The sequence below is a fragment of the Flavobacterium sp. CECT 9288 genome, from assembly GCF_918731615.1.
GTDB lineage: Bacteria > Bacteroidota > Bacteroidia > Flavobacteriales > Flavobacteriaceae > Flavobacterium.
This window is the reverse complement of sequence record NZ_OU957226.1, coordinates 1,929,647-1,945,219: the sequence shown is the minus strand read 5'-3', so window position 1 is coordinate 1,945,219 and position 15,573 is coordinate 1,929,647. Positions and strand designations below refer to the sequence as shown.

The 15,573-nt window shown below is 33.9% G+C and carries 10 protein-coding genes; 2 read left to right on the top strand and 8 right to left on the bottom strand.

Features of this window, described 5'->3' with window-relative positions:
• Positions 1–308: 308 nt before the first annotated feature.
• The 8 genes from LQ189_RS08500 to LQ189_RS08465 form a co-directional block, all read right to left on the bottom strand.
• A complete protein-coding gene (locus LQ189_RS08500; protein ID WP_230155764.1) occupies positions 309–5,435 on the bottom strand; it encodes a BspA family leucine-rich repeat surface protein in 5,127 nt (1,708 codons plus the stop codon).
• Between the two features lie 3 nt (positions 5,436–5,438).
• Positions 5,439–7,043 carry a hypothetical protein gene (locus LQ189_RS08495; RefSeq protein ID WP_230155762.1) on the bottom strand — a complete coding sequence of 535 codons (1,605 nt, stop codon included), beginning with the start codon at positions 7,041–7,043 and terminating at the stop codon, positions 5,439–5,441.
• 19 nt (positions 7,044–7,062) lie between these two features.
• Positions 7,063–7,563 (bottom strand): hypothetical protein, encoded by a 501-nt coding sequence (locus tag LQ189_RS08490; protein ID WP_221917189.1) that lies wholly within the window; start codon positions 7,561–7,563, stop codon positions 7,063–7,065.
• 173 nt (positions 7,564–7,736) lie between these two features.
• On the bottom strand, positions 7,737–7,934 hold the full coding sequence (locus LQ189_RS08485; RefSeq protein WP_221917188.1) for a hypothetical protein: 198 nt from the start codon (positions 7,932–7,934) through the stop codon (positions 7,737–7,739).
• 17 nt (positions 7,935–7,951) lie between these two features.
• The gene (locus LQ189_RS08480) at positions 7,952–8,785 is read right to left on the bottom strand and encodes a hypothetical protein (protein ID WP_230155760.1); all 834 of its coding nucleotides are present in this window, start codon (positions 8,783–8,785) and stop codon (positions 7,952–7,954) included.
• A 4-nt stretch (positions 8,786–8,789) separates the two neighbouring features.
• The gene (locus LQ189_RS08475; RefSeq protein ID WP_230155758.1) at positions 8,790–9,608 is read right to left on the bottom strand and encodes a hypothetical protein; all 819 of its coding nucleotides are present in this window, start codon (positions 9,606–9,608) and stop codon (positions 8,790–8,792) included.
• Positions 9,609–10,236: 628 nt separating this feature from the next.
• Positions 10,237–10,434 carry a hypothetical protein gene (locus LQ189_RS08470; RefSeq protein ID WP_230155757.1) on the bottom strand — a complete coding sequence of 66 codons (198 nt, stop codon included), beginning with the start codon at positions 10,432–10,434 and terminating at the stop codon, positions 10,237–10,239.
• A 23-nt stretch (positions 10,435–10,457) separates the two neighbouring features.
• The gene (locus LQ189_RS08465; RefSeq protein ID WP_230155756.1) at positions 10,458–11,108 is read right to left on the bottom strand and encodes a hypothetical protein; all 651 of its coding nucleotides are present in this window, start codon (positions 11,106–11,108) and stop codon (positions 10,458–10,460) included.
• Between the two features lie 381 nt (positions 11,109–11,489).
• On the opposite strand from LQ189_RS08465, the gene LQ189_RS16250 reads away from it, so the two are divergent.
• Together LQ189_RS16250 and LQ189_RS08460 are read left to right on the top strand one after the other, a co-directional pair.
• Positions 11,490–11,615, top strand: coding sequence for a hypothetical protein (locus LQ189_RS16250; RefSeq protein WP_255667819.1), 126 nt, complete (start codon positions 11,490–11,492; stop codon positions 11,613–11,615).
• Positions 11,608–15,561 carry a hypothetical protein gene (locus tag LQ189_RS08460; RefSeq protein WP_230155755.1) on the top strand — a complete coding sequence of 1,318 codons (3,954 nt, stop codon included), beginning with the start codon at positions 11,608–11,610 and terminating at the stop codon, positions 15,559–15,561. The genes LQ189_RS16250 and LQ189_RS08460 overlap by 8 nt, the downstream gene beginning before the upstream one ends.
• The last annotated feature ends 12 nt before the right edge of the window (positions 15,562–15,573 follow it).

The window sequence follows — 15,573 nt, the reverse complement described above, 5'->3', positions numbered from 1 at the left end:
AATAACCCTTTTTTAGCTTTTTCCCAATCAGATTCTGTTTTTGACATTCCATCAAAATCTCCATCAAGCTCAACAATCTGAGCAAGTTGATTTATCTCTGAGTTTTTTACTCTTTTTTGTCTTGAGTTTATTAATCTCTTTGCTCCATTTTCATCTACAATGAAATCTTCTATTTCATATATTGTAGCGTCCTGTATTACGTTCCATGAGGCTATTTCTATTTGTAGGGTTCCTGTAATTGGAATGGCTCTTTCGATGTGTGTGTATAGGGTGTTTTTAATTGTATCATGATGTATTGTTTTTTTATATTACCAAGTTTTACGTCCAATGGCTGCTTCGAAATTATCTATTATTGTATGCAAGGCTACTACTTCTGCATCCGGAAGCCCTTCGTGTATGGCGGTGAATTGGATGCGTTGATTGGAGTAACCAAAAGGACTACTACTTTGATTTGATGCCCCAATATATATCCCACCTGTTGATGCAGTGCCACCGCCTGTTCCACTTGCTTTTAATGTTTTATTTATGAATAATTTATTTTCACTTATGGAATTACGAAGACCAGTAAAAACACCTCTACAATCAACATTATTTGTAAAAAATGCTCCATTTGCCTGATTGTAGGAAGAAAAATAAGATAGCTTGCTAGTGTTGCTTTGTCTGACGGCAAGCCTAAACATATTTGTTGCAGAAGCTGGATTTGTAGATCCCATCTCTGTTACATCTGAACCGGAATTCGCGTTGTTTGTACCGCAAACAATCGTAGCACCAAAAGAATTAATATTAGCATTAAGGTTGACCGCAAAAAAACTATTAGCATAAGCATTCGTACCATTACATTGATAGCCTAAATTACTATGTGTTGCTCCACCAAAGAATTGTAATCTAAAGGCCGCATTGGTGTCTAGTGGGTTTTTAGCGTTCCATTTGTGCTGCGCTTGGGTTGTGCCCAGAAATGGGTAAAAGGCTTGGATTTTTGTATATAAATTTTGATTTTTCAATCCTATAAACATATCATCAATAATGTCTTGATAAAAAGAATTGGATGAAGCATTTATATAAGCAATAGCATCAGTATCGGTAGCTGTTTTATTCGTAGTTGTAAAATTTACAGCATTACTAAAAGCAGATTTATTATAAAAAACATCCACCGCTAATACGGTAATATTGTAATTCGTAGCAGGAGTTAATCCCGTGATAAATTCACCACTGTTTTTGATTTCTTTGCTTAATTCACCATTAACATAAACTTCATAAAAATCAATACCATTTACTGCTGTTGGAGTAGTAAAATTTAGTTGTACCGATGTATTGTAAATTTTGACTGTTGATAAGTCTGTAATTGGATCTGGTAGATTTTCGTTATACGTAAAACTTACTATTCCCCCGTTGCTCAGAAAAAAAGATACATCACCTTCCAATCCTCCTGAGTTAGATGTTTGCACAAAAGGGTCAATTACCAATCTAGACCCACTAATCAAAGTGCTTCCAGAAAATACTTGAGACTCCCTTAATGAAGAAGCCCCTAAACTCTTTTGTTTAGGAATAATAATTGTTTTTAAACTTGGCAAAGATTGAAATATTTCTTGTGATGAAGTAAAATTAAAAGTGGTTAGTAATGGGGCTTTAAATACTTTTAATGAGTTCATAATCCTACAACCACAATACCCTCCAGTCCATGCGGTAAGTTTAGGTAATATCAATTCTCTTAACTTATGAGAACCTAGAAAACACTCGTCACTTAAAGAAGTTACATTTGGAAAATTTACCCATAACATATTTGGGGCAGAACGAATGAACCTATAACCAAAAGCAGTGATCAATCCTTCTCTGTCATCAAAATACATTATAGTTGAATCATTATTAAACCCCAGAGAAGCTCCAGTATAACTTCCTCCGATGACTATACATTCTACATCCGAACCTGTAACACTAAAGTTTTCTATTCTGTTTGTACTAATGCCTAGTTTTGTAGCCAGTAAAGCTGGAGTATTAATCGTACTACCTATTCCTCCGATATATGTATTAGCAATGCCATCAATAGATCCTCCGTCTCCTATCGTCCAATTATTTGGTGTCATTATCAAAATATCTTTACCCGCTGAACTTGCAGTTGAATGTTTTGCTGTACCAAATGAAATAGTAATTGGTGTTTTTACTGGTCTTGAACTCCATCCATTATAAATTGCATCTAAGTTTGCTGCAGAGAATGTTACTGGAGTTTTACTAAGCATAAAGTTTGTAAAATCTGTAACACTTGATACATTCCAACTACCAATATTTTGGTCAAAAGCTGCTGCTCCATTAAATGTCTGATTCATTGAAGTTACTTTACTCACATTCCAATTATTTAGAGGTTGATTAAATAAAGTGCAGTTCTTAAATGCTCCTGCAAGTGATAAAGTGCCAGTTGTATTTAAAACCCAGTTATTAATATCAGCAGAACCTCCATTGTTAAACTTGTTCGCTCCATTAAACATATCTGAGAATGATACATTTTTAGACATATTTAGTATCCCTAAATTTTGATTAAAAGAAGTTGCATTAAAAAACATAGTATTACAATTTGTAACATTTGACAAATTCCACAACATATCTCCAGCAACACCTGAAGCTAATCCATTATTAAAGACTAATAAATTTGCAAACATTCCAGAAGAGTTTGTAACTGCTGACATATTCCAAGAGCTAATATTCTGGTTAAACGAACCAACTGTTAATGTTCTTCTAAACATATCTTGCGTAGTCGTAACTTTAGAGACATTCCAATTTCCAACTGGCTTATTAAAGGCACAATTTGAAAACATACTGGTCATAGATGTAACGTTAGCCGTATTCCAGTTGTTTATACTATCACTTCCACCATTATCAAAAGCTAAAGCGCTTGCAAACATTGCTGTCATACTAGTTACTTTAGAAGTATTCCAAGACCCCATATTTTGATTAAATAAAATTGCTCCAAAAAACATGTTATTCATTAAAATAGAACCAGTCGTATTTAATGTCCAATTGTTTATATCAGTAGAACCTCCATTATTGAATTTACTAGCGTTTTGAAACATACTAGTAAAGTTTGTACATAATGGTAGATTTAGAGCACCAAGATTTTGATTTAATGAAGTAGCATTTAAAAACATATTATTAACGGTTGTCGCTTCTTGTAAATTCCACAACATATTTCCAGCTACTCCAGAAGTAAGTCCGTTATTAAAAGCACTTGCTCCAGAAAACATAGATGCTGTAGTTGTAACCTTTATTGTATTCCAATTTCCTATTGATTGGTTAAATACCGTTGCGTTTAAAAACATCGAATTCATTGTTACTGGACTCGTTGTATTCAAAGTCCAATTGTTGATGTCTATAGAGCCTCCATTATTAAATTTTGTTGCTCCATTAAACATATCCGTAAGAACTGTGTTTTTAGACATATTAACTGCTCCTAAATTTTGTTCAAAAGAGGTACTATTGAAAAACATTGCACTAGTGCTCGTAACATTTCTAAAGTTCCAAAACATATTCCCTGCTACTCCTGAAGCTAATCCATTATTAAAGTTTGTAGCCCCTTGAAACATAGAAGCCGTACTTGTAACATTTATTATATTCCAATTACCTATTGGTTGGTTAAATACTGTTGCGTTTAAAAACATCGAATTCATTGTTACTGGACTCGTTGTATTCAAAGTCCAATTGTTGATTTCTATAGAGCCTCCATTATTAAATTTTGTTGCTCCATTAAACATACTAGTAAAATTAGTACATAACGACAAGTTTAGAACTCCTAAGTTTTGGTTAAAATCACTAGCATTTTGAAACATTTGTGATACGTTTGTTACTTTTGACATATCCCAAAACATATCACCAGCAACACCCGAAGCTAGCCCATTGTTAAACCCTCCAGCTGTAGATGACTTATAAAACATTCCTGCCATACTTGTAACTTTTGATGTGTTCCAGTTGCTTATATTTTGATTAAAAGCGCAATTTTGAAACATATTAGCCATAGTAATAACATTTGAAGTATTCCAGTTTCCAATACTTGGACTACCTCCATTGTTAAAGTTCCAAGCACTGGAGAATATAGAAGACATATCTATTACTGCAGAAGTATTCCATCCTCCAATATTTTGGTTAAAAGATGTAGCTCCAGAAAACACATTATTCATCCCCTGAACATTTCCTACTGGCCAGCTATTTACATTATTAATTGTTGTAATTGAAGAACAACCACCAAAAAAACTGGACATAGAAGTAACATAATGTAAATCTAAAAACCCCTGAACATTTTGAAGACTTAAATTGGAACAACCATGAAAAACATTACCATTAGATAGTTGTAATCTACCCCAATCTACTATTGAAAGTAATTTTAATCTATCGCCAGAATTCCCAAAATACCATCCATTACACACTCCATTTATTCTAACAGTGTAAGTTCCAATTGCTGAATAAGTATGAACAGTATCTACTTGATTCCAAGCTGTTATAATGTTTTGTGTTCCATCTCCCCAATCTACAGTAAAATTGTAACTCCCACTACTAACAAGTGGTAATTTAATCTGTGTAGTAGATGAAGAGCCAGTAGAAATGTTGTCTGTTTTCCAAGTTGATATGAAATCATTTGACGCTAAAGTTGTAACTGTTATTTCATTAGAAAAATCACCTTTGTTGTAGAACATATCTACTGCTCTTATTTTTATTCTATAAGAAGTGCTTGGTAATAAACCTGTAGCTAAAAAATCTCTTGTATCGTTATTATATTTCCCATCAACATACACCTCATAAAAATCAATTCCGTTTACACTACTTGGTGGAGTAAAATTGAGTTGTACTGCTGTATTATATATTACTCCTAACGATAGGTTGGAGATATTGTTTGGTGGAGTGAAGTTGGTGACATATCGAATGATAGAACCTACACTTCTTGCATATGCAACCTGCGCATCTTCACCTCCAGTATTAGAAGTTGCTAAAAAGGGGTTTAAATATATAGTAGGTCTTGATCCTGTTGCAAATATATTATTTTGCTCAGGTATAGTCGTTAACAAAGGCATATAAATAACTTTTATCACACCAGCACCTTGGAAAGTTTGCCTAAGAACTTGAGTGCATTTTGGGAAGAATGCTCTTAATATTGTATTATTGTTTGACCTAAACGGGTGGGGCTGAAGAGATGTACACTTTCCTTCAATATCATCAAAATATGTGATACCTGTTGTATTTCCTGACCAAGCATCCATTGGCATTGTATAACTACCACCAACAACCGCACATTCTATATCTACCCCTTTAATCTTAAACGACTTAATCCTATTTACATTAATACCCAATCTAGCAGCCAACAAAGCTGGTGTATTTATTATACTACCAATACCACCTATAAAGGTGTTTGGTTTTAATTTCTGCCTTCCAAAATAAAATTTCTTAAAAGTTTGCATAGTCTAAAAGTCTAATAAAATTGTATTTGTGTTACCTCTTCTCATAAGACTACCTGTTGTTTTCTCAGGTGTTGTAGACGGCGTTGTTTCCCAAGTAAATGGTGCTGTAATAGCCCAAGTCACTGTAACTCCTGCTAATGTTCTAAATACAAATCCATATTGTGATAAAAGAGTTGCAGGAACCGTAATGGTACAATTAGCTGTAAATAGAATGGTTTTGCCATTCCAAGAATAATTTACTATTGCATTCGCTCCTATTTCAATTTGAGAATCATTTAGAGCATTGCCTTCTACCGTCCAAGTATCTATGGCTATTTTCCTCAACCTTCTTGTTTCACCTTTGACAGAAGACAAAGATAAGTTTGTAACAAAAGTTATTCCTGCACCCCCAACTGTAACTGTACCATCACCTTGTTGTACAAAGTCTAACTCACTACCTATGGGCAATGGCTCCAAAGCATTCGTAGGGACTGTTAGAACTATAGGATTAGCATTAGTAAAAAGAACGCATTTATTTCTAGAGAAATAATTAGCATTAAGAGTAACAGCAATTGACGCATGAGTATCTACAACTGTTTCTTTATTTGCTTTTGCAGCAAAGCTTTCTAATACAGGTACTCCTATTTGTCTTAAAACAGGATCGGAAATATTGCTTGAGTCATATACAAAACTTATTGTTACTCCTTTTTTAACTTCATGAGTTCCGCTTTCAATACCTTGAACACGAACATAACCTGATGAAGGCATAGCGGGTCCTTCCAAAGCCAAAGGTTCATTTAGCTTATTTATTAAGGTAAATATTTTTCCATTATAAGGTTGAAATCCATTAGCAAATGATATACTAGTTAAGAAAGCACCATTTGGAGCAGCACTTATGACAAAAGTTGATTTTGTACTTGCTATACCGGTAACAAATCCATTCTCATCTGGAACAATACTTAGATAGTCACTCTCGCTTTTATCAACTTTTACTGCATCCAGTTTTTTCCCCATCTCAGCCGTTAAAGCCTTGGTCATTCCACCAGTAGTAAGGTCGTTTACTAAGATTGTACTTAGTGATGCTTGAACCGTTTCGACAGCGTCTACCAACTCCTGTAGCGTGTCTAAATTCACGTTATCAGAAGTAAGCAAGTTGTTGATGGCGTTAACTTGCATTTGCAAAACCTTTCCTTGTTCCGCGCTCAAAAGCGATTCAGCACCACCCGTAACCAAGTCGTTTACAATGTTCAAATATTGCGCTGCCAATTTGGTAAATTCATCCAATGGAGCGTAACCATCGGGTGCGCCTTTTTGGGTTTTATCTTCTTTATCATTAAACAAATCAGCGTGAGCAGCATCGTCTGTTAAATGATTATCCAAAATCATCTTATCCGCTTTCGAATCGATGATCTCATCCAATCCTTCGACCTCTGTCACAGGCACTTTGTCGTTTTTGTGCCTGAACGAATCCCAAGTGTCCCAAAATTGAGTTTGACTGGGTTTTAGACCGGTTTTAAACCATTCTTTTATAGTATTTAATGTTTGTAATGCCATATTTGTTTGTTTTTTAAATTGTTTTTCATTTTTGTAAGTACTCTTTTCTGTGGGCGTACCCATTAGAATCTCCATAGCGTTCTGTTTGGCGACCTTAATTAATGGCATCACTAACAGCGTCTAAATCATCTAGGTCAGCATATTTGTTTAAGTCGTTTTCGTTCCAAAATAAAATGGCGCAAATCATTGCGTTTGCCTCAACAAGAATTAAATCAGGATTAGAAACGAAATCAATCCCTGTTTTGACTTTTAAAAACTCGTAACCGTTACGGAATATGTTTTGCAAAAAGCCACCACCACGAAATTTAAAACCGTCTCCAGATGCTTGGTCGCCATTGCCTCCACGATTAGCATATACATAGTTTGCGCAATGCTGGGGGTTGTGTAAAAAAGAACGAACAAACGAGTCTGTTATATTCTTAAATGGTGTTTTGAAAGTACTTCTAAGCCTGTCCACAGATGTAAAAAATAAATTTTCTCGCCTTGCAACTAAACCGCTCTCGTGTTCTAATTGCGCCATAAAATGTGCAGTTCTTAGAGGCGTGTTAATTTTATTCTTATCTAAAAGCGATTTATATTTTAAATGAAGATTCATGGCTTTTTGTTTTTAACCATCAATATCCATCGATGAATAGTGAAGCCGACGGTAATCAAGAACGCCGTAACTTTCATCCATTTTTCGGCTTCTGAAAACTGAACAGTTAAGCAAAAAATGCCCATAGACGACACTTGTGAATCGATAAGACATTGAAGGTTCTTTTTGTTGTTTTACAATTGTTTTGAAAGTTTTTTGGCGTTGTATTTACTGGTAAAGAAATACCCGTAAATAAGGGCTCCAAGTCCTTCGACAAATTTTATTTGCAGCGCCGAAAGCCCGAAACCGTTTAGGATGTCAAATGTGTGCTCCAATGTAAAAGCCACAATCATCCCTATTAAAATCCAGTATTTTTTGATGAAGTTTTTCATTGATTATAATTTTAAAATTATTTGTAAACTCTTATTTCAATGCAGGTGTTAAACATCAGATTATCAGAAAATGAAGTAGTTTGAGCACCTGAGACAGTGGCTGTTCCTAAAAAAATTGATGAATCACCAAAAATATCTAATCTAGTAAGTGTATTTATATTTTGTCTTCCAACAACGGCAAAAAACTTTGATAACTGAAAAGAAGCATTACTGAAGCTGCCCCTATATTGCCCGCTGGACAGCCTTGTCCATGTTACTGTGTCTCCAAAGGTATTTTCCAAGACTGTAGCTACTGGCGCGTTAGTACCATTTTGCGACAATATAGCTGTATAAACCCAATAGGGACTTGAATTTATGGTAATATTTCCGTTTGCATCTGCGTAATTTCCATTAACAGAAACCGCAAAAGTTTTGTCAATTGCAGCGTTGTTTGGGTATTTGGTATAACTTCTATTTCCAAATGAATCTGTAAAAGCTATTCCCTCTGAAAATAATTCCGCTTTAGTTGGGGTACTAGTCAAATTAGTCCTTTCAATTATTATCCCGTCGCGATATGCAAGTACTGAAGCGTATGGATTTTCAAATTTCAATCCACCACTAAAAGTATGTATAAAATTGTCCCATGGTTGATTTAAAATTTCCTGAAAGCTTTTATCGGTTCCTGAGCCACCTCCAAAAGCACTCCTAGGCACAAATTTCATAATTTTATCGGCGCCAAGAACCAACACGCTATCGGCAGCGGTTCCTTTACCAACCGAGGTTAATTTTAAGGGTTTCGCAATAAGTTGAGGAGCCTGCGCATTCGCCATCATCCCAATGGCTAAAATGCATACTATAAGTAGTTTTTTCATTTTTTTATAAAATATTTTCAGGAAATAACACCGCAGTAAATAAGGGCAAATTGTATATTTCTCTAGTAGTATTGTCCGTAATTTGAACATACAAAACAAGGCAGTAATCAGATTTTCTAAAGTCGGTATAAAAAGAAAAAGTGGTCTGTTTTCCATTATAATTCATAAACACATCCTTGTCAATATCAATATTCAAGAACACATCATTTTCTTGTTTTATCAAGTCTATCGTGAAGTCATTCAAATCTGGAAAATTCTCAAATAAAGAGGGATCATAAGTTAGTGCTACTAGTTCCTCTTCTGTATTAGGATCCAACAAAATCACTCTTTGTGCATCTTCAACGGTACCCAAATGGCTTTCGTATATTATTTTTTGCGCTACATCTCGATAAACGTATGAACTCACTAGCACCTCATTGTTAGCCATAATCAAACTTCGCTGGGTATTTTTGTAATAAAAAGCAAAAGCGGTGGGCAAAACCTCTGGTTGTATGTAACTAGTCAATAGCATTGGATCACCACCATAATAGGTTCTTGCATTCAAAAACGCTCCCCCTACATACCCAATTACGGTATCATTAGGTTCAAGTATAGTAGTATCTAATCCGTTATCAGGGTGTTTTAACAGAAACAACTGTCCCGATTTATAAATTGCCTTCGGAGACAATTGACACGATACTTCATACATCCCCTCAACCATAGCGACGGCTACTTTTTCGTCTTTGTCCCTGAACGAATCCCAAGTGCCCCAAAACTGATTTTGAGTAGATTTAAAACTGATCTCAAACCAGTTCTTTACAGTACTTAATTTTTGTAATGCCATATTTTGTTTGCTTTAAGTTACAGACCCCATATCCACTCAATTCTTTGATTCTTGAAACAATGATGAATTTGAATAAATGTTATAATGACACTATTAGAACAAAACTGGTACCAAATAGTAACATAAAAACCTACAAAACTTCCTTACTGTTTAAAAAAATAATATTTTTTTAACCCTATTTAACTTTTAAAAAATAAATGTAGAATGTTAAAAATAAAACAGAGAAACATAATGAATACAAAACAAACACTTGTGTATACAGTAGTTTCAACAGAAATTAGTTTACTAAAAATCAAACCATTATTGCAATAATTCAAAGCCCATAGATATAATCGCTGCTTTTACTATTTAAACACTGTTTAACAAATATTTAAACCTTAGTAATTCTCATTTTGGCAAATTAAATTACAAAACGACCATGACCCAAACCCAGAACCTACATTAGACTTGCCTATCTTTACGAATAACCTACATCGCATGACAAAATGCACTTAATGAATTAAAAATAAGACCGCAGAGATACCTTTCCCATACTCAACCCACAAAATCCATCGATGAATAGTGCTACAAAAAAAGCCATACAAGACACTTGTGAATCGATAAGACATTGAAGGTTCTTTTTGCTGTTTTAAAATTGTTTTGAAAGTTTTTTAGCGTTGTATTTACTCGTAAAAAAATATCCGTAAATAAGTGCTCCAAGTCCTTCTACAAATTTTATTTGCAGGGTTGAAAACCCTAAACCGTTGAGAATGTCAAATGTGTGCTCCAAAGTAAAAGCCGCAATCATCCCAATTAAAATCCAGTATTTTTTGATGAAGTTTTTCATATTGATTATTTCTTTTTAATGTTTTATCTTGTTTTCGCTAATTCTGGCACTATATATTCTTCTGAATCGTCCAAACCGCCAATAGTATCTGTTAATTTAATAATAGTACCTGGAGTTAATTCAAGCCATGTAACCCATGCTTGAGGGTAGGTACCACTAGGCCATGCACTCAAAAAATCGAGATCGCCTGGTCTTTTATACATAATATAAACTCCATTATAGGCGCCACAGCTGTATGCCCTTTGCAATACTTCATCATTAAGTTCATAAGTAATTACGTCACCATTGTATTGATCGTAAGAATTGAAGGCTATAATTCGCCCTACTTGATTATTGGATTGAGTGTAACTACTCAACAACATCGGATCGCCGCCATAATAAGTTCCTGAATTCAAAAACTCTCCTTCTACATGTCCTATTACGGTATCGTTGGGTTCAAGTATAGTCGAATCTAATACGTTATCGGGGTTTTTAAAAATAAGCAACTGACCCGTTTTATAAATTGTCTTGGGAGGCAGTTGATCCAATAATTGATCGATCCCATCTACTTCTTCCACAGGCACTTTTTCGTTTTTGTGTCTGAACGAATCCCAAGTATCCCAAAACTGAGTTTGAGTGGGTTTTAGACCGGTTGTAAACCAGTTCTTAATGGTAGTTAATGTTTGTAATGCCATATTTTGTTTGTTTTTAAATTATAGTAATAAGGTTTAGATTGTGATTTCATTCCATCCTTTGTTTTTTCAAACAAAGGAGAATTTGCATTAGATCCATAATGACTGTTATAGAGCGGAACTTGATTTTCTATGAGCCTGTTCAAATAATGGCTTCATAAAAACGAAAGCTACTCTTGTCAGGTTTTTTTAGGCTTTTCTCTTATGCCTATCGATAATAAAAAATTCATAGGGACTATTGTTTTTAAGGTGATTACTATATAATGTAGTATGTGATTTTAGAAAAAATGCAGGAGAAACAACAAATTAAGAGTGCCCGCCAATTCCTTTTTTGAGGGTGTAAAAGTAGCACAGAAGCATACAAAAAGAACAAAAAAAGGCCCTGTGAATTCAGTAGTTTCAGCAAAAACAAAACCTACTGAAACTACTGAATACAAGCAGTTTGAAATACAAAAAAAGACAAACTTTGACATTACTTTTACACTCAGAAAAACACCTAGCGATGAGTAAAAATGTAATTCATAATTTCAATCTTTCAATACAAAATAGTGCTGATATAAAAAGCGCTGAACATTTAACCAATGTCTTCATAAAAGAGTTGGCCAAAGTCTCTAAAGAAATGAGCCAACAAAAAGATATAGTACAAATATGGCAGGAACAACAACTGCACAATACTATTACAAACGATCCTAATTCCTCAACCGAAGGAGGCGCCATCGATAACACTGCTGCAACCATCGAAAAAACAGCACTATCCACTGGCACTACTCCTTCGGCTAATGGGGATTCTATCAAAAATAATACTACTAGCTCAACAGTAGCTGTTGGCCAAGTAAAAAATGCAACTTCAAGTCTTCCAGACGGAGGAGGCGTTACTGATACCACTGATAAAACGGCAATGCGTTCTCTCACATCAGTCAACACTACTCCTCCGATTTCGGAAGTCGAAAACGACACGACGAACAAAGGGATCACTAGTATCGCTCCGCAACCTTATGCTAATGTAGGCACTCAAGAAAGTGTTCGTTTGCCACAACACTTAAAAGAAAACAATCTAGCACCTACTATCAATGAGGTGAAAAAAGGGGTGCAAAACCAATTAAATAACGCCATAAAAAATAACGATACAGAAGCCATAAAGTATTGGTCCGATGTATTAGATAAATTAGAAAAAGGCGCTTCTATTGCTGATTACAAAAATGATCCCCGCTTTAATTTAATGTACAACGAATTGAAACCCCTTGGAGGTGAAACAGCAACCTTTCATTGGGACAACATTCGATTAAAAATGATTGCTGCCATAGAATCCAAAATTTTGAATGACCAAATTAGTCTTGGGTCTAAGAATTACTGGAACACTATTTTAAAAGAATTAAAAAATGAACAAGTCAATATTGCCAACCTTTTTGAGCAATACGACGAATTATTTTTATTACTAAGAGAAGTAGAAGGCTTAACCGAATTGCCCAACAGCATAACATTTTTCACCAAAACTAAAGTATATCCAAATTTGAGTCCAGATAAAATGTATGCCAATTTAGGTGCACAAAATGTTTATGCTTTCTTAAAGGAATTAAGTGCGAAAGATGATATAGGAGCTGGTGTCAACAAAGGTGCGGTATTTATTAAAAACACATCGGCTAAAACCTTTATACTAGGCGAAAGTTTAGAATTTGGCTTAAACGAAAAATTAGTAAATCAAAGAAAGTTTGCCAAAGAGAACATCAATTGGGTGGTTTACTTGAACAACAAAAAAGAAAAAACTTTTGTAAACGAAGGCCCTAATTTTAGTTATAATTTTGAAAAACTAGGGAACTATATCATTGAAGCTTATGGAGAAAAAACAGACGCTATTAAAGATAAAAAACATTCTGCTTATGTTGATATCAACATCATAAAACCAGAAATTGAAATTATTGCCCCAACAAATTTTAGTGCTAGCTATGCCCGACCATTTACAGAGGCAAAACAATTTGCAGTAAAATTAAAAGCAAATAAAGCTGCTAAACCAAAAAATCCTTTACAATTATTTTATCAAATTGAACATAAAGCAAAAGATAAATTTGTTTCTATTTCTGAAATTAAACCATTGTCTGAAAATGGTTTATTTAATGTATCGTTACCAAAATTAGGCACTTATACTGTTATTGTTACAAGTAACGGTCAGTATCCGATTAATGGAAAAGTTGATTTTAAAGTAAAAGAAAATTATGTCAAAAAAATAAGTATAACTAAAAACTTTAGGAAAGATAACATTTATTTAAAGTTAGAAAAATTACAACAAGTAGAATATAAGGCCACTGAATTTTTATTTAATCCAGCCACTACAGAAGAAATGAATAACGTAAAATGGGTGTTGTATAATGAAAAAGAACTTCAAGAATTTAACAAAGAGAACCCCACAACAAAACAACCTTTTGCAAAAGGAACAAAAGCCACATTTAATTTGCCTTTAACAGAAGGCAAATATTGGGTTGAAGCCTACAGCAACACCCGCGAAGGCAAAAAATCGACTTCATCGCAACAAATACAAGTGGTACATCCAACAGTCACTGAAGCCAATTGGACAGATGCCAGCGGCACGCCTAAAACCACATCTGGTTTTATAGGCGAAATCAACTATGTTAAAGCTACTGTTCCTAATTTTTGCAACGAAGAGGTTAGAATATATTTTCATGTAAAAGCACACAAAGACAGTACTTACTACAAAAACAGATATTTTATAACTACTAAAACCGATAGTGAAGGAAAAATAAATACAGCAGTTAGTTTTTCAAAAGAAATGAAAGCTAAGTTAGGAATTTCAAATTGGAATGTTAACCTGAAATTTGCACTTGTAGGCGTAGTCGATAATCAATTATATGCTTTTAAAGGAATTAGCTATCCCGTATCAAATGCTGAGTTAAAAGTAACCACCAAAAAAGAAATTTTAGATGTATATTTTAAATATCAAGGAAAACGCTTATTGACCGCAGACCGTGTTCCCTATGGCGAAAAAACAACAAACTTAATTGTATTGGCTAAAACGCGAAATATGGTAGGCGATAGTATAAAATTTATAGCTCATCAATTAAACGAAGATTCTATTTTAGAAGATAAACCAGCCGTAAAAATAGGGTCAAATGGATATGCAGCACTAAATTTTGTCGTTTTTAATAAAGAAAAACTAAAAAAAGGATCAACTTTAACTTATTATGCAGGTGTTGAAGGATTTTCTACAAAACATTTTAAGGATAAAACTTTAGTGCTTGAAGTTGGTGCGAAGTGGGATACTTATCTTATGGATGCAAATGATCCGCAGTTGGTTTGGGGAGATAAAGTGAGTAAGGAATTTAGGTTGAAACTATTAAAAATTTGTGCCGAATTATGGGGAGAATCTAGAAAATATGAAATGGCAGACGCTATGATGATAAGTATGTCTGTAGAAACTGGTGAAACATTCAGTAGTTCAGTAATAATCAATAACAATCAACCTTATTCCAAAGAAGCACATAAAAAAAATCCAAATTTAGTAAAAGGCAAACCTGTTGGATTGGTTCAGTTTACAACAGCTCCTATTAAATCATTAATTTTACAAGAAAGGGGATTAACAGAAAACAAAGATAGATTAGATGCAATTACTACAGATGAAATAAATAAATATAAACAAAAATTAGCATTATTATCTCCTATAGAACAGTTAGATTATGTAAAAAAATACTTTATGTTATATAATAATTATAAAAAAGTACAACGCCCAGAAGATATTTATATGGTAATTTTTGCACCAAGTGCTACTGGTAAAGGCGACAAAGTTGATATTTACAAAAAATATTTAGATGGAAAAATAAATCCAAGTTATCGTGATAACTCAGGGATGGACACAAAAAATGACGGTTTCAATAAAGGAAATAATGATGGGATAATTCAATCGGGCGAATTATTAGCAAGATATAGAGAAATGAAAAGTAAAGGTATTCGTTACGCATTAAGCTATAATGAAACTCGAAAATTAAATCAAGTATTAGCTGAAAAAATTATTAAAGAAAAAAGAATTGCATTTTCAAATTCTCATGTTTCAGGAGTTATTGATAAAGCCATGGCAATAGATAATATAAAAGATGCAAGTGCTGGTAAAAACGCGAAACGAAGTGACTATGGTAATGCTCCTGGCGGAGAAATTGAACTTTTATCCAATATGTTGTATATCATGTATATGTTAAGTAAGGATTATACTTTTAATGTTTCTGAAATTGCTGGTGCTGAACACTCAAATAAAAGTCGTCATTACAAAGGAATGGCCTTTGATATCAACATTATAAATAAAGTACATATGGGGGAAAAAGGACATCCAAATTTTAATGAATCATTTCATGTAGATATACGAAACAAAGCAAAAAATCTTGGAGCGAATAAAGTATTGGATCCTTATAATGAAAAAAAACAACATTATAACCATATACATATTGAGATATAATTTACATTTGTA

Coding starts and splice junctions, on each gene's coding strand:
- LQ189_RS08500 (WP_230155764.1), bottom strand. CDS start 5,435: ATGCAAACTTTTAAGAAATTTTATTTTGGAAGGCAGAAATTAAAACCA.
- LQ189_RS08495 (WP_230155762.1), bottom strand. CDS start 7,043: ATGGAGATTCTAATGGGTACGCCCACAGAAAAGAGTACTTACAAAAAT.
- LQ189_RS08490 (WP_221917189.1), bottom strand. CDS start 7,563: ATGAATCTTCATTTAAAATATAAATCGCTTTTAGATAAGAATAAAATT.
- LQ189_RS08485 (WP_221917188.1), bottom strand. CDS start 7,934: ATGAAAAACTTCATCAAAAAATACTGGATTTTAATAGGGATGATTGTG.
- LQ189_RS08480 (WP_230155760.1), bottom strand. CDS start 8,785: ATGAAAAAACTACTTATAGTATGCATTTTAGCCATTGGGATGATGGCG.
- LQ189_RS08475 (WP_230155758.1), bottom strand. CDS start 9,608: ATGGCATTACAAAAATTAAGTACTGTAAAGAACTGGTTTGAGATCAGT.
- LQ189_RS08470 (WP_230155757.1), bottom strand. CDS start 10,434: ATGAAAAACTTCATCAAAAAATACTGGATTTTAATTGGGATGATTGCG.
- LQ189_RS08465 (WP_230155756.1), bottom strand. CDS start 11,108: ATGGCATTACAAACATTAACTACCATTAAGAACTGGTTTACAACCGGT.
- LQ189_RS08460 (WP_230155755.1), top strand. CDS start 11,608: ATGAGTAAAAATGTAATTCATAATTTCAATCTTTCAATACAAAATAGT.